Source organism: Vibrio sp. STUT-A16 (assembly GCF_026000495.1).
Classification (GTDB): Bacteria; Pseudomonadota; Gammaproteobacteria; order Enterobacterales; family Vibrionaceae; genus Vibrio; species Vibrio diabolicus.
In genome coordinates this window covers 609408-632607 of sequence record NZ_AP026766.1, presented here as the reverse complement: position 1 = coordinate 632607, position 23200 = coordinate 609408, and the positions used below count along the sequence as shown (strand labels likewise).

At 44.6% G+C, this 23200-nt stretch carries 19 protein-coding genes; 12 read left to right on the top strand and 7 right to left on the bottom strand.

The window, feature by feature from the left end; genetic code table 11:
• Nucleotides 1–19: 19 nt before the first annotated feature.
• The gene (locus OO778_RS19355; RefSeq protein ID WP_074190696.1) at nucleotides 20–1663 is read right to left on the bottom strand and encodes a methyl-accepting chemotaxis protein; all 1644 of its coding nucleotides are present in this window, start codon (nucleotides 1661–1663) and stop codon (nucleotides 20–22) included.
• A gap of 328 nt (nucleotides 1664–1991) precedes the next feature.
• Between OO778_RS19355 and OO778_RS19350 the strand changes: the two genes are divergently transcribed.
• The 5 genes from OO778_RS19350 to OO778_RS19330 all read left to right on the top strand — a co-directional run bounded on the left by OO778_RS19350 (nucleotide 1992) and on the right by OO778_RS19330 (nucleotide 7997).
• Nucleotides 1992–2813, top strand: coding sequence for a phosphate ABC transporter substrate-binding protein PstS family protein (locus OO778_RS19350; RefSeq protein ID WP_005397879.1), 822 nt, complete (start codon nucleotides 1992–1994; stop codon nucleotides 2811–2813).
• A 103-nt stretch (nucleotides 2814–2916) separates the two neighbouring features.
• The gene (pstC, locus tag OO778_RS19345; RefSeq protein ID WP_005397881.1) at nucleotides 2917–3849 is read left to right on the top strand and encodes a phosphate ABC transporter permease subunit PstC; all 933 of its coding nucleotides are present in this window, start codon (nucleotides 2917–2919) and stop codon (nucleotides 3847–3849) included.
• Between the two features lie 22 nt (nucleotides 3850–3871).
• Nucleotides 3872–4735 (top strand): phosphate ABC transporter permease PstA, encoded by an 864-nt coding sequence (pstA, locus tag OO778_RS19340; RefSeq protein ID WP_005397882.1) that lies wholly within the window; start codon nucleotides 3872–3874, stop codon nucleotides 4733–4735.
• Between the two features lie 60 nt (nucleotides 4736–4795).
• Nucleotides 4796–5545: a phosphate ABC transporter ATP-binding protein PstB gene (gene pstB / locus OO778_RS19335; RefSeq protein WP_005397884.1), complete on the top strand. Its 750-nt coding sequence runs from the start codon at nucleotides 4796–4798 to the stop codon at nucleotides 5543–5545.
• Between the two features lie 328 nt (nucleotides 5546–5873).
• Complete coding sequence (locus OO778_RS19330) at nucleotides 5874–7997, top strand: GGDEF domain-containing protein (protein ID WP_046875793.1); 2124 nt, start codon at nucleotides 5874–5876, stop codon at nucleotides 7995–7997.
• Between the two features lie 116 nt (nucleotides 7998–8113).
• Here OO778_RS19330 and OO778_RS19325 read toward each other — a convergent pair whose 3' ends face one another.
• From OO778_RS19325 to OO778_RS19300, 6 genes are read right to left on the bottom strand one after another with little or no spacing between them, the layout of a single operon-like run.
• The gene (locus OO778_RS19325) at nucleotides 8114–9760 is read right to left on the bottom strand and encodes a BatD family protein (protein ID WP_264912803.1); all 1647 of its coding nucleotides are present in this window, start codon (nucleotides 9758–9760) and stop codon (nucleotides 8114–8116) included.
• Between the two features lie 4 nt (nucleotides 9761–9764).
• Nucleotides 9765–11498, bottom strand: coding sequence for a VWA domain-containing protein (locus tag OO778_RS19320; RefSeq protein WP_264912510.1), 1734 nt, complete (start codon nucleotides 11496–11498; stop codon nucleotides 9765–9767).
• Nucleotides 11491–12495, bottom strand: coding sequence for a VWA domain-containing protein (locus OO778_RS19315; RefSeq protein ID WP_074190417.1), 1005 nt, complete (start codon nucleotides 12493–12495; stop codon nucleotides 11491–11493). The genes OO778_RS19320 and OO778_RS19315 overlap by 8 nt, the downstream gene beginning before the upstream one ends.
• The gene (locus OO778_RS19310) at nucleotides 12488–12964 is read right to left on the bottom strand and encodes a DUF4381 domain-containing protein (RefSeq protein ID WP_047008481.1); all 477 of its coding nucleotides are present in this window, start codon (nucleotides 12962–12964) and stop codon (nucleotides 12488–12490) included. The genes OO778_RS19315 and OO778_RS19310 overlap by 8 nt, the downstream gene beginning before the upstream one ends.
• A gap of 38 nt (nucleotides 12965–13002) precedes the next feature.
• Nucleotides 13003–13929: a DUF58 domain-containing protein gene (locus OO778_RS19305; protein WP_074190418.1), complete on the bottom strand. Its 927-nt coding sequence runs from the start codon at nucleotides 13927–13929 to the stop codon at nucleotides 13003–13005.
• 14 nt (nucleotides 13930–13943) lie between these two features.
• The gene (locus OO778_RS19300) at nucleotides 13944–14900 is read right to left on the bottom strand and encodes a MoxR family ATPase (RefSeq protein ID WP_264912507.1); all 957 of its coding nucleotides are present in this window, start codon (nucleotides 14898–14900) and stop codon (nucleotides 13944–13946) included.
• A 310-nt stretch (nucleotides 14901–15210) separates the two neighbouring features.
• Between OO778_RS19300 and OO778_RS19295 the strand changes: the two genes are divergently transcribed.
• The 7 genes from OO778_RS19295 to OO778_RS19265 all read left to right on the top strand — a co-directional run bounded on the left by OO778_RS19295 (nucleotide 15211) and on the right by OO778_RS19265 (nucleotide 23171).
• Nucleotides 15211–17127 carry a methyl-accepting chemotaxis protein gene (locus tag OO778_RS19295; RefSeq protein WP_005392399.1) on the top strand — a complete coding sequence of 639 codons (1917 nt, stop codon included), beginning with the start codon at nucleotides 15211–15213 and terminating at the stop codon, nucleotides 17125–17127.
• Nucleotides 17128–17183: 56 nt separating this feature from the next.
• Nucleotides 17184–17384, top strand: coding sequence for a restriction endonuclease subunit S (locus OO778_RS19290; RefSeq protein ID WP_005392406.1), 201 nt, complete (start codon nucleotides 17184–17186; stop codon nucleotides 17382–17384).
• Nucleotides 17385–17632: 248 nt separating this feature from the next.
• Complete coding sequence (locus OO778_RS19285) at nucleotides 17633–18301, top strand: LuxR C-terminal-related transcriptional regulator (protein ID WP_074190419.1); 669 nt, start codon at nucleotides 17633–17635, stop codon at nucleotides 18299–18301.
• Nucleotides 18302–18529: 228 nt separating this feature from the next.
• Nucleotides 18530–19186 carry a LuxR C-terminal-related transcriptional regulator gene (locus tag OO778_RS19280; protein ID WP_080619247.1) on the top strand — a complete coding sequence of 219 codons (657 nt, stop codon included), beginning with the start codon at nucleotides 18530–18532 and terminating at the stop codon, nucleotides 19184–19186.
• Between the two features lie 207 nt (nucleotides 19187–19393).
• On the top strand, nucleotides 19394–19984 hold the full coding sequence (locus tag OO778_RS19275; RefSeq protein WP_005392412.1) for a calcium-binding protein: 591 nt from the start codon (nucleotides 19394–19396) through the stop codon (nucleotides 19982–19984).
• 153 nt (nucleotides 19985–20137) lie between these two features.
• Nucleotides 20138–21856, top strand: coding sequence for a type I secretion system permease/ATPase (locus tag OO778_RS19270; protein WP_074190420.1), 1719 nt, complete (start codon nucleotides 20138–20140; stop codon nucleotides 21854–21856).
• Complete coding sequence (locus OO778_RS19265) at nucleotides 21831–23171, top strand: HlyD family type I secretion periplasmic adaptor subunit (RefSeq protein ID WP_074190421.1); 1341 nt, start codon at nucleotides 21831–21833, stop codon at nucleotides 23169–23171. The genes OO778_RS19270 and OO778_RS19265 overlap by 26 nt, the downstream gene beginning before the upstream one ends.
• Nucleotides 23172–23200: the final 29 nt, after the last annotated feature.

Below are 23200 nucleotides of genomic sequence, written 5' to 3'. Positions count from 1 at the left end.
ATCGTGTTGAGCAGAATGTTTAAACTTGGAACTGCTTAAGTTGGTGCTTTTGGTTTTCCGCTAAGTCTGAAAGCTCTTGAGCGGCAGCGGCGGACTGCGTAATGCCAGTCACGTTCTGGCTCACTAGTTCATAGATGTTCGTTAAGTTGTTGTTGATATCGGCCGTGACCTGTTTCTGCTCTTCTGATGCGGTCGCCACTTGCGTGTTGATTGAGTTCAGATCGGCGATAGCGTTACTGATATTAACAAGTGATTGGCTAACTTCTTGTGCCAGAGTTTGGTTGTCTGACAACATGGCTAAGCTAGAGTGCATGCTTTCATTCGCGTGACCAGATTGCTGTTGAAGCTCTTCAATGATGGTCTGGATCTCTTTTGTCGATTCCTGAGTTCGCGCCGCTAACATACGTACTTCATCGGCGACTACCGCAAAGCCTCGGCCACTTTCGCCCGCTCGTGCAGCCTCGATCGCTGCATTCAGTGCAAGCAAATTGGTTTGCTCAGAAATGCCTTCAATCACTTCGATCACGCGACCAATGTGTTCTGATTGATCTTTCAGCGATGTCACGACGGCTGCGGCTTCGTTGAGTTGTTCTGCCATTTTTTCGCTTGCGCGAGTGCTTTCCTCAAACATGCTCAGACTTTGTGAGGTAAGCATGCGTGCTTGATTTGATGCGCTATCGGCTTCTTGTGCATTGGTCGACACTTCAGCTGCAGTCGATTCTAGTTGGTTGATTGCCGAAGCTACTTGCTCAACTTCTTGCTTTTCTTCATCTGAGTTAACGCTGCTTTGAGTCATAACAGTCGCTAACTCGGTCGATGCTGATGCCACATCTTCACTAATTCGAACTAATGCACTCACGGTTTCACGCAGTTTGTCGATGGTTTGGTTTACATCCTGAGCCAGTTGCGACACTTCGTTTTTTCCGATGGCTTCGGCTTTAACCAATAGATTTCCCTTCGCGACTTCTTGCATGGTTCCTTGAAGGTTACGAATCGGTGCAACGATATAGCTGGCTAGTATCCAACTAATAAGCGAAGCAGCACTCAAGATCACCGCAAGTGAAACCGCACTGTAAGTGAGCGTGGTTGAATGCTGTTCGCCATTCGCTTCCACTTCATCGGTGACGATTTGATTCAATTGTTTAGACAGGTTGTCGATGGCGTTGATCATTGCTTCGCCAGCCAATCGGTATTCTGCCATCGCAGATTCGTACTTTTGATTGAAATCGGATGTGGTGTAGCCAGAAGAGTGCTTGGTGGTGAGTAGAGGTGTCATGGTGACGCGCGTGAAATCAACATAGTGATCCATGGCTTTGCGCATTGCATTCACTTCGGTTTGAACGCCTGGGAGGCTATCGATGGAATTCAGAAAATCGCGGTTTTTGTTTTGTCGTTCAGACAGTTCTTGGTTGAGAGATTGGACATCTTCGGCTCTAAATAGACTGTAAATGGCTTTGATGCGCATGGCGTAGGTGTTGTCTACGATGGCGCTGAGTTCCTCTTTATGAATGATCAGCTTGTTGGTGGAAGTGGAAACCTTATTGAATGCTTGGTCGAGCTTGCCGATTCCGACGCTCAATCCAATGATGAGTAATACAACGGTGAATAGAACAGGTAAAAAGACCTGCAGTTTAATAGAAAGCGTACTAAGAAGTTGACGCATGATTGACCCTCTATCGGTTTGATTATTATCTTTTTTATAAATAAGCATTTCGATTTTAATTGCCATACTCGTCAAATCAATGACTTACTCATATCCAATTGTTATGAAATGTACCAAAATCGATGGAGTTATCATTTTGAACGCGCGGCAATTTATAAAAGCGCTAAGCTAAAAACGGTAGAGGGATCAGTCGCGGAATTAATATACAGAAATGACAACGTGTCATAGAGGGTTCAACTAAGTGAAACACAACTGTCATATTCAAATTCTAAAGTGAGCACCGTTCAAGTGAAACACAACGGCAATAAAGCCACTTAAGGAAATTGTGATGAAAAAGACAGTAATCGGTGCAATCGCACTTCTAGGCGCAATGGCAGTGACTCCTGTTTCTGCTAAAGAAACTATCTCTGCAGTGGGTTCTAGCAGCGTAACTCCACTGATGGAAGTTTTCTCTGAAACGTACATGAAGAAGAACCCTAACGTATTTATCGAAGTTCAAGGCCCTGGTTCTTCAGCTGGTGTTAAAGCAGCAAAAAATGGTTCAGCAGACCTTGGTATGTCTTCTCGTAATCTAAAAGACTCTGAAAAAGAATCAACACTAATCGAAGAAGTGGTTGCTCGTGATGGTATCGCAGTGGTTGTTAACCCACAAAACAAACTGCCTGGCCTAACAGCAGAGCAAGTGACTGCAATCTACAAAGGCGAAGTATCAAACTGGAAAGAAGTCGGTGGTGCAGACAAGCCAATCGTAGCAATTACTCGTGACACGGCTTCAGGTACTCGTGGCGCATTTGAAGACATCATGTCTCTTAAAATGAAGATTTCTGGTAAGAAGGTATCAGCTATCTCTCAACGTGCTCAAGTTGCAAACGGTAACGGCGCACTCAAAACAATGGTTGCATCTAACCCATACGCAATCGGCTACATTTCACTAGGTACGGTAGACAACACAGTTAACGCTCTAGCAATCGACGGTGTTGATGCAACAGTGGCTAACGTGAAAAACGGTTCTTACAAAGTAGCTCGTCCATTCCTTGTTCTTTACAAAGAAGGCAAGCCATCAGCTGAAACGCAAAAATTCCTAGACTGGATGCTAACTGAAGATGCGCAAAAGCTAGTTGACCAAAACGGTTACATCTCAGTTCACTAATTTTATCGGGACTCTTAAGTTTGCTCAGCCCACCATTTAGGGCTGAGCCTTTTCTATCCATAGTGTTCACCGGCAAAACGCCCAGAACCGTGAGATTTTTTAAATGACCATCGCAACAAATAGTGAAAAGCTTATGAATACTGACGCTAAAGCTATCAGCAAGCCCGGCCTGCGCGAGAAACGTCGCGTAGACTGGAAAGAGCGTATCTTCCACGGCTTGTTCCTAACCAGTGCCGTTATCGGCATCGTCTCATTAGCCGTTATTGCATACTTCATTGTTCGAGAGAGTATCCCGGCATTCCAAGAAGCTGGTATATCGGGCATCGTTCTTGGACAAAACTGGCTGCCGCCTGCACTGTACGGTGTTGCGACAATGATTGTTGCATCTATTGTATCGACGGCAGGTGCGGTAATCGTCGGTGTGCCAATTGGTGTGCTGACGGCTATCTTTATTGCCGAAATTGCACCAAAGCGTCTTGCGGATATTATTCGTCCTGCAGTTGAGCTTTTGGCAGGTATCCCGTCTGTGGTTTATGGTTTCTTTGGTTTGGTTATCATTGTACCGCTGATTCAAAACATCTTTAATGTCCCTGCGGGTAACACGATTTTGGCAGGTATCATCGTGCTTGGTGTGATGATTCTACCGACCGTAATCACGGTATCTGAAACGTCTATTCGAGCTGTGCCTCGCGCATACAAAGAAGGCTCTTTGGCACTTGGCGCTTCGAAAATATACACAATCTTCAAATTGCTCGTTCCAGCGGCTCGTTCAGGCATCATGACGGGTGTGATTTTGGGTATTGGCCGTGCTCTAGGTGAGACAATGGCGATCATCATGGTGATGGGTAATGCACCTGCTATGCCAGAAGGCATCCTGGATTCGGCACGTACGCTAACCGCAAACATCGCGATTGAAATGTCTTACGCAAGTGGTATTCACGCCAACGCTCTTTACGCCACTGGTGTTGTACTTCTGGTCTTCATCATGTCGTTGAACGCTGTACTTCTTTACCTAAACCGAGAAAAAGCGAAGTAATCGCTCGTTAAAGGTGACTATTATGGATCGCGCAAAACTAAAACAAGCTCGCCAGTTCAAAGATAACGTCTTTAACGCTTTGGTTTGGATTTCGGCAGCACTAACGGTAGGTTTTTTGTTCTGGATTATCTGGTACATCCTATCAAATGGTCTACAACACGTAGATTGGAACTTCATTACTGATAACTACACACGTACTGGTGAAGAGCACGGTATCTTCCCGATGATCGTCTCGACCATCTACATGGTTATCGCATCCATCGCGGTAGCGGCGCCACTGGGTATCATGACGGCAATCTACTTAACCGAATACGCGAAAGTCGGTAGCCGATTGGTAAAAATTATCCGATTCTGTACTGAGTCGTTGGCGGGTATCCCGTCGATCATCTTCGGTCTATTCGGTATGACGTTCTTCGTGGCAATTCTTGGTCTGGGCTTCTCGATTCTGTCGGGTGCACTGACTCTAAGTATTCTTATTCTGCCAGTGATCATCCGTACTACGGAAGAAGCACTAATGGCAGTGCCTCAAACGTATCGTGAAGGCTCTTACGGCCTTGGCGCTTCAAAAATTTACACTATCTGGCGTTTGATTCTTCCGAGTGCAATGCCAGGTATCTTAACCTCGGTCATTCTAAGTATTGGTCGTGTCATTGGTGAGTCTGCTCCTGTATTTCTGACAGCAGGCATGGTTGCACGTATTCCGGATTCTTTATTGGATTCAGGTCGTACATTAACCGTTCACCTATACAAACTGACTACCGAACTGTTTACCGTTGAAGAATGGAATCAGGCTTACGGTACCGCAACAGTGCTTATCGTGGTTGTTCTTCTGATCAACATGGTAACGAAACTGATTGCTAGACGTTTTAACACCGCAACTTACTAACAACACTAATTAAGAACGCACGTTAAAAGACACGAATTCAAGATTTAAGAGATTAAGAAAATGAACAAATTTGATATTGAAAACCTAGACTTATTCTACGGTGAAAACCAAGCACTGAAATCGATCAACCTACCAATTCCAGTTCGCCAAGTAACGGCGCTTATCGGCCCGTCAGGTTGTGGTAAATCAACGCTTCTACGTTGTTTGAACCGCATGAACGATCTAATCGAAGGCGTGAAAATCACGGGTAAATTGGCGATGGACGGCGAAGACATTTACGGCAACATTGATGTCGCGGATCTTCGCATCAAGGTTGGCATGGTGTTCCAGAAGCCAAACCCATTCCCGATGAGCATCTACGAAAACGTGGCTTACGGCCTACGTGCTCAAGGTATCAAAGACAAGAAACACATTGACGAAGTGGTAGAGCGTTCACTACGCGGTGCAGCACTTTGGGACGAAGTGAAAGATCGTCTGAAGTCACACGCATTTGGTCTGTCGGGTGGTCAGCAACAGCGTCTTTGTATCGCTCGTACGATCGCTATGGAGCCGGATGTGATTCTGATGGATGAACCAACTTCGGCACTTGACCCAATTGCGACACATAAAATCGAAGAATTGATGGAAGAGCTGAAGAAGAACTACACCATCGTTATCGTGACTCACTCAATGCAACAGGCGCGTCGTATCTCTGACCGTACTGCGTTCTTCCTGATGGGCGAACTGGTTGAGCATAACGATACTCAAGTGATCTTCAGCAACCCTCAAGATGACCGTACTCAAGGCTACGTAAATGGTGATTTCGGTTAATTCGCCATATTTACAAGCATAACTAAATAACTATAAGCGATGGTAACTTTGCCCCTCTTTTTGAGGGGCCTTTTTCTTTTCAAGCTGCAGATTTATAACACCAACCTATACCAATAATTCTTGCAAGGAAGCACAAATATCCCCCTTTTTTATAGAACATGTAACTTATGTGAAATACGGTTATAAAAGTGCTGAAGAGCTCTCGAATGTGAAACTAAGTCTGATAATTTTGCGAATGACTTAACAGCTCAAATTTGATTGTATTGATTGCATATGATGGCCTAAGTAGTTTTTTATCGAGAATAAAAAAGTAGATTAGGTTGGTAGGGTGAGTTTAAGAAGTTTTACAAGAAAAGTGTCTTCAACGAGGGATCATCGCTTATTAGCGGAGGCGATATTTGATCATTTAGAGAGTTTGTTCTCCCCTCAAGCCTTAGCCATTTTTGAAGATCCTTCAATCAATCCTCGTTATTCTGTGAGTTTCTCTCGCGGGGAGCTTTACCCAATCCAAAGCTATCCTGACAGCTTCTGGGAGTGGGCGAGTCAGTTTGACACTTCTGAAAGCATCATTCCTCTGGCGATCAATACTTGTAACTGGAATCACACCCAAGATTTAGGTGGAGATAGTTACATAATGATGCTCGATAACACGCCTATCAAACGCACCTACCTACTGATTCAGTCTGTTCATGCTCGCACGGCACACAATATCTATGAAGAAAGCTATGATGCAATGCAGCTTGCAGCGGCGCGTTGGCAGTGCATTCGCGCCGAGAAAAATGCGTCGCAAGAGATGAGACACAGAGACATTCGTGAAGCGCAATATGTCGATGAAATTAACCAACGCGAGCGCTTTATCGAGAACATGAAGTTAGTTCAGCAAGTTGCTCTCGAGATCTCCAACCCTGATTCCTTAAAAGATTTGTATTACAAAGCCGTCGAAGCGCTACGTCAACGGTTGGGGTTTGACCGCACCACACTGATGCTGCTGGACATGAAAAAGCGAAGTTTCAGCGGTACATACGGCACGGATGAGTCTGGTATTACGATCGATGAATTCCACACGCAGTACGACCTTCATCAACTGAGTGAGGAATACATCGCTGCGCTGTCGAGCCTTGAGAGCAACCTAGTGATCGTGGAAGATGCGCCGATATACACGGCAGGTAAAGTGGTTGGGCAGGGGTGGAACGCGATGTTGATTCTACGTGATGGCAATGAGCCATTTGGTTGGTTCGCGCTTGATAACTTTATTCATCGCAAGCCGATAACAGCGTATCAAAAACAGATGTTGGACTCGTTTGGTTCCCTTTTCTCACAAATTTACATTCGAAAGCGCCAAGAGCAGAACGTGCGTATGTTGCATTCAAGCATGGTTGAGCTATCACGCTGTACAACCGTCAGTGATGTATGTAAATCGGCCGTCACTTTTGCCATCAAAAATCTTGGTATTGATCGGATGGCGGTGTTTTTGACCGATGAAAACTGCTCATACATGCAAGGTACTTGGGGGACTGACATTCAAGGCAATGTGGTGGATGAGTCTTATTTCTTTGGTGAGACACAAGACTTTTCGTTGATCAATTTAGCTCGCGCCGTACCTAGTGAAGTTGCATTTGAGGAATCCGTTCCTATTTATCATGACTGTAATATTGTCGGCTTTGGCTGGGCTGCGATGACGGTTTTGACTTCTAATAGCAGCGGGCCCATCGCCTTTATTGCCGTTGATAACTTATTGACGCGCGCGCCGCTGACTTCTCAGCTACGTGAAGTGATTCGTATGTTCGCTTCCAGTCTAGCGGAGGTTTTGCAGCGCACTCAAGCGCAAGAGGCGATTCGCGGATTAAACGAAAACCTGGAGCTAGAAGTACAGAACCGAACCAAAGAGTTGGAGGAAGCCAACCGACAGCTTGAGGTGCTTTCTAAACTTGACCCTCTGACACGTCTTGGCAATCGTCGTATGTTAGAACATGTGATGCAGAAATATTGCGCGCTAGAGTGTGAGGAAGCGATGTCCTTTGGTCTTATCCTGATTGATATTGATCACTTTGGATTGTTTAATAATCACTATGGCCATCTCGAAGGGGATATCGCATTAATGCGCGTGGGTCATATCTTGGATCATCATACCAAAGGCGAAGACGAGGTTTTCTGTCGCATTGGTGGAGAAGAGTTTGTGTTACTAATGATCGGCTCCGATCAAGAGGCGGTAAAGCAGAGAGCGGAACGTATTCGTCAATGCATTGAAGATGAAGGCATCAAACACCAACACAACCCAGAAGGGGAGTTGCTCACCGTGTCAGTCGGTTATTCTTGCTACAAAACGAAAGGCAAAGACTTTAATTTCGACCATCTTTATCAGCTGTCGGATAAGGCACTCTATCAAGCGAAGAGCCATGGTCGAAATTGCGTAAGGCGATATGAGTACGAGCATCAAGCTTTTGTTGAATAAGTGATGCTCATAACATCAAAGTTACTGAGACAGTTTGGTTGATTTTTAGATAAAACTGCTAAAGTGAGTTTGGTCGCACAAGAAAAATGGCAGCTCTCTTGAGCTGCCATTTTGCTTTATAGTTTTTCTAGCTGGTGGTCGGTTTTCGTTACGTTTGCTTTGCCAAGGTTTTGAATTTTTGCCAGTAGCGAGTCTGGATGCCAAGGTTGTTGATTGGCACTAAAACGCGCTTGGTTCATGGCGTCAAGCTCTTGTTTTACGGCTTGCGCATCACCAGAGCTTAACCTGTCTCGGTGAGTGTTTAGATACTCGTTTACTGAGCGTTCAATTTTAGCAGCGTCCCCTTCATTGATGACTTTTTTCAACGCATCAACGCAAAGAGGTTGCTCGGTATTCGAAACCGTGTTACTCGCCGTCATAGGACGCTTCTTCCATGCCCAAATCGCGATTCCTAACGTCGCCACCCAAAGTCCAGCGAAAACAAAGGTCAGGGTTTGCCAGAGACTGCTCACTCCACCGTTTGGTTCGGGACTGATGGCTGACTCAGGTGGTGTTGGCAGAGGCGATTCCGGCAACGTGATAAGCCCGGTGTCACTTTGCTCTATATCTAATTGTAGCTCTGGTAACGTCGCTTTTTTCGCTTCATCATTTTGGCTGTCCCACCAGTTCAAATGGTATCCCGGCAAGGTATATGACCCAGCCTCAGTGGGGATAATGACTTGCTTCACTGTCATGATAACGGTGCCATCTCTCGCGCTGTCGAATTGAGGCTGTTCTGGGTAGACCCGCAGCGAACTTGGATAATCAATACTTACTCGTGGAAGGTATTCGGCTTGTGTTCCGCGAGCTTTAATTTGAATGGTTCGAGTGAGTGAAGAGCCCTGTTTGACAGTGTTGAGCGCATTAACCGACAGTGGATTACCTTGATCGTCTTGCCAGCTCTGCGTCATTTCTAACGCTGAAGCTGGAAGCCATTCCCCTTCAAATTCGCTTGGGATTGGTTTTACCTCGATAGGCATTTGCTCAGCTTTGGTGTTGATTGGCATGATCTTGGTAGAGCCCGTCAAGCTGTCGCCATAAATGTAAGAGCCTGTCAGTCTAGGACCTATCAAGGTGTAAGTACCCGGCTGATTCGCCGTTAAGCGAAACGACTGTTCAATGACCGCTACTTCTAATCCATTTAAGATCTTTTGCCCCTGCTGTAAGCCACCAATCGCTTCAAGCTTCATGCCTTCAATCTGTGGAGGCACAATTTGTGGGTTATCAAGACGGCGGGTATCTGCTTTGATCAAAAGCTGCATACGTAATGTCGCAGATTGCTGAGGGTACAGCGTGCTGTTGTCGACACTGATATTAAAGCTAAATAGGTTATCGAGATTGGGTTCAGCTTGGCTTGCGGTGACACGAAGCTTTATTGGCTCCGTTCTCATGCCATCTGCGGAAAAACTCGGAATAGTCAGAACACCTTCTTTCATCGGCGCAATCGAGACACTCCACTCAGTACGTACAGATTTTCTTCCGTTAATGTTATTGCTGGAGCGCCCATAACGAGGTTGACCCAAGAAAAAGTCGTTCTCAAGTACATTAAAGTCAATTGCATCTGAGCTGAGCTCAGTATCTGCCATGATTCTGAGGTTGATCACTTCATTCTTAGCAACTTGTGTTTTATTGACGCTTGCTTGAAGCGTCTGTGCCATCACCGAGAAGCTGGATAATAGGCTGGCCACAAGAATAAAGATCAGTTGTACGCCTTTGTTCATCAGGGGCTTACCACTCCTTTTGAGATTGTTGTGGAGGTTGTTTTTGTTGAGCTTGAAGCTGCATTTGTGCACGAATCAAAAAGCTTGGATCGCGAGCGCTTTCGACGGCTTCTAGACGACGGAATTCAGGATCATCCCGATGCGTGTTTTTTGGCTGCACTTGAGCCTGCATTGGTTCACCTTGTTCCTGAGCCTGCTTTTCACCTCGTTTCGGTCGATGTTGCTCTGTTTTTTGCTTTTCTGTTTTATTTTCAGATTCTTGCTGATTTTGTGACTGTTGTCCTTGCTCTTCCTTCTCACCGTTTTGAGACTTTTGTTGCTGTTGCTGTTGCTGTTGCTGTTGCTGTTGCTGTTGCTGTTGCTGTTGCTGTTGCTGTTGCTGTTGCTGTTGCTGTTGCTGTTGCTGTTTCAGCTTCTGTTCCACAACCGACAAGTTTTTCTTTGCAGCTTCAAAGTTGGGCGTTTCTTCAAGCAGTTTTTTATAAAGCTCTGCTGCTTCTTCTAATTGACCATTTTGCGCCAGAGAGTTGGCAAGGTTATAGCGGCCGTTAGGAGAGGAGTCATGAGAAAATGCTTCGATAGCGGCTTCGTAGTCACCTTTTTGGTAACTGGCGGCTCCTTTCCAGCTTGGGTTTGTAAATAGGTTTTGCGCCTGTTCATACTCACCTTGCTTGTAGAGTTCCGCTCCTCGTTGGTCGGCATTTAAGAACGGATTTGCTTCGGCGTGTTGTGTCCAAGTCATCGGTATTATTGTGGCCAAAAACATCCAAATCAGGCCGCGTCGGAACAGTAAAGCTGCAGGCAGAAGTAAAAGCGGCAGCAACCAAAAGCCACCGTTTAAGCGAGAGTCAGTGCTCACTTCTTCACTCTTCTTGGCCGAAAGTTGACTGCCAACGTTGCTCGTAAAGGCCGAAATGTTCTCAACATCGCGATTGGTGTGCTGAATAGGAACAAAAATTCCACCTGTTTTCTTTGCTAGTATTTGTAAATTCTTCAGATTTGTTTTCGCTACGACAGTTGTGCCTTGTGCTGTCTTTAAAAGAGAACCATCGGGTAGGGCGATGGGAGCGCCATTAGCGGTTCCTACTGCAAGAACTGAGATGCGAATGTTTTTACCTTCGACCAAATTCAACGCGCGAGACAATTCTGACTCATCAAGGTCATCAGCTAACACGATGATGTCGCCTTGTTGCACACTTGCTTGAGAGAACTGGTTGAGCGCTAATTCAATTGCGGAAGGCAGGTTTGCCCCTTGAAAAGGCATCAGCTCTGGTGACAAATTCTCGATAATTCCAGCAAGCGTACTGGAATCAGTCGTCAGTGGACTTAAGTTATAGGCATCGCCAGCGTAAGCAATAAGACCCGTAGCCCCTTCTTTCCATTTAGGAAGTAAGTCCAGTGCCTTATAACGTGTTTGCGCGAGTCGATTAGGCTTGATGTCCGTAGCGAACATCGAGCGAGACATATCAAGCACCAAAATGCGGTTTTGGTTTAACTCAAAGCTTGGGCGAGCGTTGGATTGCCAGCTTGGTCCCGCTAGCGCAATACAGGCAATGGCCCAAGCTACGCCCCAGAGAATAAAATAGTGTTTGGACTGCGTGTTTTGTCCGAGCACTTTAGCTAGGTGAGGGGCAATCAGTGTCGATTTTTTTGCTCTAAATTTGTGATTGAGCAAGAGCGCAATAGGGATTGCGATAAGCCCCAAAAGCCAATAAGGGTTAAGGAAAATAAACTCAGCCATGTTTTCTCCTCAGTAGGAATAACAATACCGACAGTACGAATGCAGCGCTTAATGGGTATGGGAACCATTCTGACTGCGGACGCCAAGTTTGCGTGTCGCTTGACACGGGCTCGAGCTGGTTGATCGTGTCGTAGATCTTTTCGAGCTGATCAGTATCTCGCGCCCGAAAATATTGTCCACCAGTCATCTCTGCCACTTTAGTTAGTGTTTGCTCATCCAAGTCGGCTGCGGTGTTAACCTTACGAGTCATGAAAAACTCTTTCACCATCATTTCACCAGCACCTACGCCTACGGTGTAAATGGTCGCTTTGTATTTTTTTGCGATTTCCGCTGCTTCGAGCGGTTCGAGCACACCGGCAGTGTTGCTGCCGTCACTAAGCAAAATCATGACTCGTTGCGGAGCATCACTGTCTACAAAGGTTTTCGTGCCTAGACCAATGCCATCACCAATGGCGGTTCGTTGACCAACCAGGCCGATGACGGTTTGATTAATCTGCTGCATGACGGTTTTACGGTCTGCAGTGAGTGGCGTTTGCAAATACGCGTGATCGCCAAACAAAACAACCCCGAGACGGTCGCCTTTTCGCTTTGCCACGAAATCAGACAGAACTTTTTTGACAGCGGTGAGGCGGTCGATGTATTCGCCGTTGAGCTCCATGTCTTCTTGCTGCATCGAGCCAGATAGGTCGACGACTAACATCAAGTCCCGGTATTTGGGTTGGAACTCAACTGGATCACCAAACCAAACTGGACGCGCACAAGCAATGATAAGAAGAACCCAGATCGCCATTGATAGTGATTTTTGCAGGGCTTGCCTAGGCTTGCTGCCATTCTCATTAGTTGGTAAGTACGCCAATTTGATCTCGGCTTGTTGAGATTCTTGTGGCAGGAGCTTGTATACCAGCCAGGGGACAGGCAGCAAAAATAGTGCCCACCACCAGACAAATTCAATGTTTAGCCATTGGGCAAGATCGGTTATGAGTGTTTGCTCAGTCACGGTTATTTGCCTTTTTCTTTGGTGGCAAAGCGTGAGTTATCCAAAAGACACAATCATCGACCAAGCTTTGATGATTTTCTTGAGAGGATTTCTGATACAGCGCTTCTTGCCACTGATGTTGTTTGTCTACGAATCGAGTTTCTTTGGTATGGCTATCGAGAAATTCATACCAAGCGATTCCAGTTAATGGCGCGATTTCTTCACGCGGAAAGTAACTCAATGCCGCCTGACGCAATATTTCTAGAGCAGAGGAAGGGGTATGAGGTGTGACAGATTGAGTTAAAAGTTTTAAGGCTGCCTTTTGCGCGCGTAGGCGTTTTTTACGCCACTTCGTATAAAGATAAATGCTGAAAACGAAAAGTACGGTGGCCGCAAGCACTGCCCACCATCCCCAAGCGAGCGGAAACCAATCCGGAGCGTTTGGTAAAATCAGAGGTTCAAGGTCTAGGCTTTGGTTGTTTGTTGTCATTATTATTACTGCTTAATAAATGCTGCTTGTACAGTTTGTTAGCTTAATTGTGAAATCAAGGGCCAACCACTTGATAGCGTGTTAAATGGAATCGCCATCGAATGGCATTGCTGTTTAATGGTTTCTTGGTGTTGAGTAAAGTGTGTTTCGAGTTCCTTTCTTTGGCCCTTGGAGCCAAAGTTGAACCATTGACTACGTTGTCCATCCGAGGCTTTTACTTGACCTCTAAAGTTTGTTTCACCTCTTTCTAAAGGATCATAAAACTGAATAGCCCTCACACTGTTGTGCTGTTTTAGTCGACGTAACTGCGTCAACTCTGCTGCGCTTATGTGGGCAAAGTCGCTGAGCATAATCAGTTCGCTGCCCTTAGGTGTCAGTGTATGAAGTGTTTCTAACACCTGAGTATACTGCAGTGTACGAGCCTCGTTGTTGGCAGTACGAGCCACCTGCGCGTTATGTGTATCGACGATAGCATTAAGAATCCGCAGCCCCTGTTTTTGTAGAGAGGAAGGGCGAAACTCAAAACATTGATGTCCATCGTCAATCACCGCACCGATGCGATCCTTTTTAGCCAAAGTGAGCCAAATCAACACGCTGGCAAAGTGAGCCAATTGAACCGACTTAAGCATATACTTAGACCCAAAATGCAGGCTAGAACTCAGGTCAAGGTAAAGAATCACAGCTTGCTCTTTGTCTTCTGCAAATAACTTTGTGTGCGCTTTCCCTGTACGAGCAGTTACCCGCCAATCAATACTGCGGATATCATCGCCAGGTTGGTATTGGCGTACTTCCATAAAATCCATGCCTCGCCCTTTTTGGCGGCTGGTATGGTTACCGCTCATTTGCGACCAGACACTTTGTGCTGGTGGCAACCAACGTACAGATTGAGTGCGGTATTGCAGCAGCTCTTCAAGGGTTAATGTCACCCCATTCGCATGAGGTGGCAGTGGATGCGTTGTGGACATATCACTCCCTCGTCTTATGCACTGCCAACGAGGTTTAGCAGCTTATCAATGACTTGGTTTGCCGTAATGCCTTCCGCTTGAGCGTGGTAACTCAGTAATAAACGGTGGCGCAAAACCGGATAAGCCATGGTTTGAACATCTTCTGGGGACACAAAATCACGACCTGCAAGCCAAGCGTGCGCACGGGCACAACGATCCAGAGCGATGGTGGCACGTGGGCTAACGCCCATTGACAACCACTTATCCAGCTCAGTGTCATATTCGCTGGCTCGACGTGTTGCCATAACTAAACGGACGATGTACTGCTCTATCGTTTCGGCCATATGAATATCCAACACTTCTTTACGCGCAGTGAATATATCTTGTTGGCTTAACATTGGGCGCTCGACGGTAGTTTCGCCTTTTGCTTCACCGCGGTTAATACGCAAGATAGATAGCTCATGTTCCGCATCTGGGTATTCCACTTCTAAATGTAATAAAAAGCGATCTAGCTGCGCTTCAGGTAGTGGATAAGTCCCTTCTTGTTCAATCGGATTTTGAGTCGCCATGACCAAAAACAACTCTGGCAACAGGTAGGTATGACGACCTGCTGTTACTTGTTTCTCTGCCATTGCTTCAAGCATCGCCGCTTGTACTTTGGCCGGTGCACGGTTTATCTCATCCGCAAGAATAAGAGAATTGAAGATAGGACCAGATTGGAAAGTGAACTCTCCGGTTTCAGGGCGGAAGATATCAGTGCCGGTTAAATCGGCTGGCAGCAAGTCAGGGGTAAACTGAATTCGGTGGAAGTCGCCTTCAACACAATCTGAGAGCGATTTTACTGCACGGGTTTTTGCCAGCCCAGGAGGGCCCTCAACCAAAATATGTCCATCTGCTAAAAGGGCAACAAGCAGTTGTTTAACTAGATCTTGCTGACCAATGATCTGCGACTCTAGGTATTGCTGAAGAGTTTCGAAGTTAGATTTATGCATGCTTTGGACTCTCGATATCCATTTGATTTTTGTGTTGAGTATTGGTCATTTTCCAGATGGAAAAAGTTCCAATGCGCTTTCGCAATTTATCTTTTCAATATTGGGACGCTGCAGAGAATTGCAAGTACTTGCTATCACTGAAAGTTCTTATCTGACAGAGCGTTACATTTATTTTTCATAATATAGTGAGAAATGCCTCTAGTTTTGTATATGTGAGCCGATAAAGTTTCTGTGATGTGCGTGTCATGAGATATGCACCAGATTCCCCTTATGGGGCCAATAACAAGTGATTCTTTTAAAAGGTCCGAATATGTTGAAACTTCATTCCTTGAGCATCAAACAGAAGGTTGTACTTGGTATTACGTTTGCTGTTTTAGCATCAACAATTATCGTTGGTGTTATGGCTCAGCGTCATGCAAGAGATGTGTTGAGCCACCGTCTTATTGATATCGAACTACCTGCGATGCTGCAGCAAATCAATACAGAAATTGACCGCGAAGTTGTAGAGATGCAACAAGCCGCAAAACAGCTCGCAACAAACGAGTTTATTGTCGAAGCTCTATCTAATACAGACCGCGATCCGTCGGTAGAAGTTCAGTTAGTTCAGCAGCTCAATAACGTTAAATCCCAGTACGGACTTAATGATGCGTCGGTAGCCAATCGTCAAACGGCATATTACTGGAATCAAAACGGGTTCTTGCGTCAGCTTAATCGAACTCAAGATGCTTGGTTCTTTGGCTTTACGTCTTCTGGTCAAGAAACGTCAGTGAGCGTTTTCCAAGAGGCAAACGGCGAAGTAAAAATGTTTGCCAACTACCAAGACTTAAATGGTACATCAATGTCAGGTCTTTCAAAGTCGATGGACGACATGGTTGCGCTGCTCAATGGGTTTAAAATTGAAGATACGGGTTATGTGTTCCTCACTAACGAACAGGGTGAGATTCAAATACATCGTCAACAAGGTAAAAACCAAACTTCTATCACCAAGCTATTTGGTAGTGATGCGAGTGCACTGCTGAATAAAAACAGCTTCAATTTGATTAATGTGGACTTTGAAGGGCAGGACACGTTTGTTTCCAGTTTGTATGTTCCTTCAATGAATTGGTTTGTCATTGGTGTAGTTCCTGTCGATGAAGTCTTCGCGGACCTAAATGCTACTGCGCAAAAAATGCTGTTTACGACCATCATTGTCGCCGTTGTATTCATTCTGATGGGCGTATGGTTGGCAAATAGTATTACTAAACCAATTCGACTGATTGCCGATCGTTTTACTGACCTTGGGCAAGGTGAAGGCGACTTGGCGCAGCGCATTGAAATTCAGGGTAATGATGAAATTGCTCAGCTTTCAAAAGGCTTCAACGGATTTATTGAGAAGATCCACGCCACAATGAAAGAAGTTGCTTTAACTAGCGGCTCATTAAGTCAAGCGGCAGAAAGTGTTTCGACGAAAGCAACATCCACACATGACAACAGCCAAGAGCAACGTGATCAAACCATTCAAGTTGTTGCGGCGATTAACCAGATGGGGGCGACCATCAGCGAAATTGCATCGAACGCGGCTACTGCTGCCGATACGGCAAATCAGGCTTCTGATAATACTCAAACGGGTCGTGAAGTGGTTATGAAAGCCAAAGAGGTGATTAGCCGCCTAGCTGATGACGTAGAAACGACCAATATTGTCGTCACGCAGCTGGCATCGACAACTAAAGATATTGGCTCGATTCTGGGCGTAATTCGTGACATATCAGAACAAACCAACTTGCTCGCGTTGAATGCCGCGATTGAGGCTGCACGCGCTGGAGAGCAAGGTCGTGGTTTTGCGGTGGTTGCTGACGAGGTAAGAAACCTAGCGTCACGCACTGCTGATTCAACAGAAGAGATCCAACGGATGATCAACCAACTTCAAAGTGACGCACAAGACGCAGTAAGTGCGATGGAAGCGGGTAAAGCGGTCACTATTGAAGGGGTTGCTTCAACCGATGAAGCCGTGGAAGTGTTAGTCAATATTTCTGAGCGAATTACAGACATCTCTGATCGTAATACGCAAGTTGCGACGGCGACGGAAGAGCAATCCACTGTGGTGCATACCATTAACCAAAACATTGAAGAAATCAACGCGATCAATGAAATGACAACGGCAACGGCAGAAGAGCTGGCGGATGCAAGTCGTGATCTTCAAGCGCTCTCTTCACGTCTGGACAAGATGGTTGGTAGCTTCAAGCTATAGAGTTGGATAGAATAGCCGAAGTTTAAAAGTTCACTAACTAAATTTAGGTAAGTACTATGAATGACTTCGAAAAAGAACTAGAGCAGATTTCTCAGGAAGCCGCTCAGGAGCCAGAAGTAAAACTGCCGTCGCTAGAAGAGCAAAAAGCGATCGTCGCTGAGCTAAAAAAGCTGGAAGCAGAAGGTAAGTTGACGCCAGAAGTGCTAGAGCAACACTTTGGTAAATTTAACCAAAAAAACTCTGTTCCAGTTCACTAAGCTAGGGTGAGGTTTCGGTTCTAACGGGCGCGACAAAATCACCAACTCAAATACAAAAAAGGGAGTGTATGCTCCCTTTTTTAATGCCTGAAAAATGCTAATACCTCTTACATACTTGCCACTTAAAAATTATTGACACTTCAATGAGTTATTAATTAGTACTAGTTATTTTCATACTTGACAATACTACTGCTCTATCTAAATCTATTGCGTATTTCAATAAAAGCGACCAAGGGAATGCGATCAGGATGGAGCAACAAAAAACAAGAAATGTCATTTTAATCACGGAGGGCAGTCTGCAGTCATCTCTGCTGAAAGATGTATTGGAGACCAAACTCGGTATTAGTGTTGCTCTAATCACACCAGACTCTCTTATTAAAGGAGCGTTAGATTTGCCTTTAGCGTCAGCCATTGTTGTTGATTGCAGCGTGATCACTGATGAAATATTTCGGCGTTATTCGGAATTTAAAGAATCGCAACAGAAAGATACGCTCGAAATCTTAATTAATTGTGATCAATCCATTTCGACTGAAGATCTTTTTGCTTGGCGTACTCTAGCAGGTATTTTCTATACCTCTGATGATATAAAAACGCTGCAAGTTGGGATTGGTAAGGTGCTTCAGGGGGATATGTGGTTCAGCCGTAAGTTTTCTCAGCAATACATTACTCACCTTCGTCGCCACTGCAAACCTATAAATAAGAATGTTCCCGCTATTTTGACCAAACGAGAGCAACAAATAATTACCTTTCTCTCTATGGGGGCTTCCAATCAACAAATTGCCGAACAACTATTTGTGAGCGAGAATACGGTAAAGACTCATTTACACAATATTTTCAAGAAGATTGAAGTAAAAAATAGAGTCCAAGCACTTATTTGGGCGAAAGAAAATATTTCGGATAACTCGTTAACAGTGTAATCTCCTTGAAATATTACGTTATTTAATTTAGTGAATTCTTAATCATTGCTGTGACCTAAATGTGTTAAAAGTGTTTCTTTTATGAGAAACACTTTTTTTGATTCTCTTTTTAATAACTTTGGAATTTAAAAAAGTAGCAAATAACTTTACTCTGTGGACTAGCACTTACATATCACACTAAGTGCGGACGATTAACGACTAATTTAAGAATGTTAAGTCACTGAAAGTATGAGAAACATTATGGAACAGTATATGGAAAAGCCTGAAGTCCTAATGCTCACTCAACAAAGTTTACAGAGTGAAAACTTTAAGGAAATGCTTTCTAAAAATATAGAAACTAAAATAACGATCATAGATACTAAAAACCCTAGTTATCACGAACTCATTCCGGAACGCTACTTTTTGCTTGTTGATTTTTCAGTTGAGATTCCATCCGAAACTTTAGTTTATTTAAAAGATAGTAATAAAGTGCTAGGAACCATAATGCTTAATTTAGGTTATGACTTAGACACAGAAGAACTCGCCTCATGGCCGCATGTAAAGGGTATATTCGGTCCGGGAGACTCCATGGACAAGGTGTGTCAGGGGTTAAAAGCAATAATAAAAGGAGATAATTGGCTGTCTCGAAGATTACTGGATCAGCTGGTTAATTATTATCGAGGAAAAGAAGCGAATAGCATTATTGAGCCTGCTATCGAGGTAGAGCTTACTCGGCGTGAAATTCAAGTTTTAAAAATGTTGAAAGAAGGAGGTTCAAATATGGAAATTGCTGATTCTTTATTTATCAGTGAGCATACTATTAAATCACATCTATACAATATTTTTAGAAAGTTAGAAGTAAAGAACCGTACGCAAGCAACAAGTTGGGCTAGGCGAAATCTGTAGTACTAGTATTAACTTACTGTAATAAAAAGAAAATACTCTATAAAGTACTAAGTTTTATATTTATTATTAAAATGTCAGTCTGAAATATCATCCCATATTCAAACTTATTCCTATTCGGTTGACTATTAGACTTCTCATGTCTGTTACAAATCTACTCAGACATAGAATAAAAGGTCTATTCAATTATTAAGACAAGAGGGAATAAAAATGAGCACAAGTGACAATGACACGTATCTAGGCGATGCAGGTGTAAATAACCAATTTGCTGATTTCGATGGCGGCGATGACTTGTTTATTGGTTTTGGTGGTAATGATTCGTTTGTTGGCGGTGGCGGTAACGATTATGTGATCGGCGGCGACGGTGATGATCGCCTAACTGGTGGTGCTGGTGATGACATCCTAAGGGCTGGTACAGGAAACGATTACCTCGGCGGTGGTACAGGTAATGATTTGCTTTTGGGTTTGTTGGGTGACAACAAACTAAATGGCGGCGTCGGTGAAGATATTCTTGTAGCTGGTTCTGGTGATAATGTTCTAGTTGGCGGCAGCAATGGCGATAAGTTTGTGTTCACGGATAAGTTTGGTGGCCATGGCGAAGCAAAAGTTGTGGATTTCACCATTGGTGAAGATTCTTTGCACATTATTAGCGACTCGGTCACAGACTTCGGTGATTTAAGCTTTAGCTATGATGCTGTAGGTAATGCCGTGTTTACCGATGGTGCTGATCTAACCGTGAAACTCATTGGCGTTACCGAAACTGACATCAATACTTACGGTGCGGATTTATTTGCAATCTAAATGACTTAAATCACTCAGAATGGGATTTAGTTTGTGTGGCTCTGTCACGCTGAGGTGAACTAACTCGGTCATTCTAGAGTGTATTTGAGGCTGTCTTAAGTTAGGTGCTAGCTTATGCTAGCGCCTACATTTTCAATCTAAACGGAAATAGTCGTGCAAAAAACGGTTTTCAAAGAAGTGAGACAAAAACTATGCACGCTTGCGGGCTTGCTAATCGCTTTTAGCCTTTTTATCAACTTACTAGTCCTCTCGATTCCCTTGTACATGCTTCAAGTGTACAACCGAGTGATATCCTCTTATTCAACCGATACGCTACTCTTGCTCACTATTATCGTGATTGTCGCGTTACTAACTATGTCGATTATTGATATCGCTCGCGCGCAAATGAGTAAATCATTTGGTTATTGGATGGACACCAAACTGTCCACTTTTATGCTTAAGCGCAGCATTCAATACCAATCGCACACAGGGAAGAGTTACACCTCGCAAACGCTGCGAGACATTCAGAACATCAAAAGCTTTTTGAGCAGCCAAGCACCCTATCCACTATTGGATGCGCCTTGGACACCGCTGTTTATTTTGTTCGTATATTTATTGCACCCAGTATTGGGTCACATCGCGTTACTCGGGTCTATCGTATTGTTTAGTCTCGGGCTACTCAATGAGCTAATGACGCGTAAAACCATGCAAGAAAGTGAAGTTAGGGCGATCTCTCATATCAACAACGCCGAGCTAGCCACGCAAAATGCCAATTCAATTCTTGCGATGGGGATGATGAACGCGTTTTTAGAGAAATGGCAGTCGCGCGTGAATGAAGTCAATATGCTCGAAGAGCGAGTTGCAAGTAAGTCCATTTACATGGCTAACTTTTCTAAGTTTGTACGTGCTTCACTACAGATCTTTTTGTTGGGAGGCGGAGCATGGTTAGTGATCCAACATGAGATTACTGCGGGAGCGATGATCGCGAGTTCCATTTTAATGAGTCGGGCACTCTCGCCGATGGAGCAGGCGATTGGAACATGGCGAAGTGCAATGTCTGCTAAAGGCGCGTATAAACGACTAAAAGAAATCGATGCAATCGTGCGCCAAGATGAATCGAATATGCCACTGCCAAAGCCAAAAGGACACTATGAACTTACTGGACTTGCTTATCGCCATCCTGGCACAACAGAGCCTGTACTCTCATCGATCAACTTATCTATTCCTCCCGGAGTCGCTGTCGGAGTTATTGGCCCTTCTGGTACTGGTAAATCGACGTTTGCTCGGTTGTTATTAGGTACGATCAAGCCACTAGCGGGTAAGGTTACGCTTGATGGTATGGAAGTGTCTACTTGGGCATCGGAAGACCGCGGCGCCCATTTTGGTTATCTCGCTCAAGAAGTAGAGTTGTTTCCTGGCACAATTCGGGAGAACATCGCGCGCTTCAAAGAGGAAGACCCCGCTAAAGTCATCAAGGCGGCGCAACTAGCAGGATGTCATGAATTAATACTCAAGAAAAACAAAGGCTATGATTTCGTTATTGGCGAAAATGGCCGTGGTTTATCTGGAGGAGAAAGGCAGAGAATCGCACTTGCAAGGGCCGTTTATGGCGATCCATCTATTGTGATTTTCGATGAAGCTAATGCCAACCTTGATGGTGAAGGAGAGGCTGCATATCAACGTTTGATTGCCCATTTAAAGGCGCAAGGATCAACGATTATCGTCATTGCCCATAATCCGAGTACATTACGACAAATGGATAGATTGCTGTATTTGGCTGAAGGTCGAGTCAAATTATACGGTGCTAAAGATGAAGTATTAAAACGCTTGATGGGCGAAGAAAGAACAGATATTCCAAGGGTAAGAAATGAGCAATCAACTGCCAGCCGTTAATCAGCATCCGTCTGAAACCGTTTATCGTTTTAGTCCGCAAGCGAAACTAAGCTTTCGAAAGCCAATTTTACTTGGTGTGGTGACGCTAAGTATTTTTCTTGGTGGCCTAGGCTACTGGGCTGCGACAGCGAAATTAGAGAGTGCTGCAATTGCTTATGGCGATTTGTCTGTTCTCACTAAGCGACAAGAAATTCAACATCTAGAAGGCGGCATTATTGAAAAGCTGTACGTGCAGGAGGGAGACTTGGTTGAAAAAGGTCAATTATTAATTCAACTCTCTAAGCGACAAGCTATGGCGAAGTTGGATTCATTAAGTGGTCAGTTTATTCATACTCTAGCGAAGGAAAACCGTCTAAGTGCTGAGCTAGATGAATTGCCAACGATCGTATGGTCTGATGATCTTGAAAGTATTCCTCGCGTCGATATCGTCCAAGAAGCTCAACTGGTTCAAAACAAGATCTTTGAAGCGAGAAAGCGATTCTTTGATAGTAAGCTGAGCATCATTGAGCAGAGTATTTCTGGGGCAAATTTGGAGCTGGAAAACCTCCAGCAAACCAAAGTAATTGAGAGAGAAAGACTCAATTTTATCACCGAAGAAATAGACAGTAACCAAGCTCTAGTTCAAAAAGGCTTTTCGGGTAAATCCACCTTACTTCAACTCAAACGTCTTGCAGCGGAAGTGCGGAGTACCTTAAGTCAGTTAGACAGACAATCACTCACAGTAAGCAAAAGGTTGGATGAAAACCAAGCGCAAATTGAAGAGTTGAAGCTTGAAAGACTGAATGAGATTGTCGAGGAGCTACGAAACACCAAAAAGGAAATCGTCGCCATCCGTGAAGAGTATCGCTCAGCCCAAGATATTGTAGCGAGAACAACCATCAATGCACCTATTGCAGGCCGTGTGGTCAACATGCAGGTATTTACCGAAAAAGGTGTGATTGCTTCGGGTGAAACGCTATTAGAGTTGGTTCCTCAAGACGATAAGTTGTTAGTCGAGGCTCGCGTGAATCCTCAGGATATCGATTTAGTTAACCCGGGTCAGCAGGCGCATGTTCGTCTGACCGCTCTGAATGCTAGAACGTTGGCACCATTAGACGGTACGGTGTTAACGATTTCTGCGGATAAGCTTTCACAAGAAAACCAAGAGGATTTTTACCTCGCTAGAATTGCAATTTCGCAAGAAGATGTAGCCAAACACCGCTTAACTTCAGGAATGAACGCGGAAGTGCTTATTTTATCTGAACCGCGAACGCCTTTAAGTTATTTAATAAAGCCAATCACTGAAAGCATGAATCGCGCCTTTAGAGAGGAGTAATCTCAAAAGTACTTGAGTGAACACGGACA

What these genes read in the sequence shown, in the direction of transcription:
- OO778_RS19355 (WP_074190696.1), bottom strand. Translation starts at nt 1,663, where the DNA reads ATGCGTCAACTTCTTAGTACGCTTTCTATTAAACTGCAGGTCTTTTTA.
- OO778_RS19350 (WP_005397879.1), top strand. Translation starts at nt 1,992, where the DNA reads ATGAAAAAGACAGTAATCGGTGCAATCGCACTTCTAGGCGCAATGGCA.
- pstC (WP_005397881.1), top strand. Translation starts at nt 2,917, where the DNA reads ATGACCATCGCAACAAATAGTGAAAAGCTTATGAATACTGACGCTAAA.
- pstA (WP_005397882.1), top strand. Translation starts at nt 3,872, where the DNA reads ATGGATCGCGCAAAACTAAAACAAGCTCGCCAGTTCAAAGATAACGTC.
- pstB (WP_005397884.1), top strand. Translation starts at nt 4,796, where the DNA reads ATGAACAAATTTGATATTGAAAACCTAGACTTATTCTACGGTGAAAAC.
- OO778_RS19320 (WP_264912510.1), bottom strand. Translation starts at nt 11,498, where the DNA reads ATGGCTGAGTTTATTTTCCTTAACCCTTATTGGCTTTTGGGGCTTATC.
- OO778_RS19310 (WP_047008481.1), bottom strand. Translation starts at nt 12,964, where the DNA reads ATGACAACAAACAACCAAAGCCTAGACCTTGAACCTCTGATTTTACCA.
- OO778_RS19305 (WP_074190418.1), bottom strand. Translation starts at nt 13,929, where the DNA reads ATGTCCACAACGCATCCACTGCCACCTCATGCGAATGGGGTGACATTA.
- OO778_RS19300 (WP_264912507.1), bottom strand. Translation starts at nt 14,900, where the DNA reads ATGCATAAATCTAACTTCGAAACTCTTCAGCAATACCTAGAGTCGCAG.
- OO778_RS19295 (WP_005392399.1), top strand. Translation starts at nt 15,211, where the DNA reads ATGTTGAAACTTCATTCCTTGAGCATCAAACAGAAGGTTGTACTTGGT.
- OO778_RS19290 (WP_005392406.1), top strand. Translation starts at nt 17,184, where the DNA reads ATGAATGACTTCGAAAAAGAACTAGAGCAGATTTCTCAGGAAGCCGCT.
- OO778_RS19285 (WP_074190419.1), top strand. Translation starts at nt 17,633, where the DNA reads ATGGAGCAACAAAAAACAAGAAATGTCATTTTAATCACGGAGGGCAGT.
- OO778_RS19280 (WP_080619247.1), top strand. Translation starts at nt 18,530, where the DNA reads ATGAGAAACATTATGGAACAGTATATGGAAAAGCCTGAAGTCCTAATG.
- OO778_RS19275 (WP_005392412.1), top strand. Translation starts at nt 19,394, where the DNA reads ATGAGCACAAGTGACAATGACACGTATCTAGGCGATGCAGGTGTAAAT.
- OO778_RS19265 (WP_074190421.1), top strand. Translation starts at nt 21,831, where the DNA reads ATGAGCAATCAACTGCCAGCCGTTAATCAGCATCCGTCTGAAACCGTT.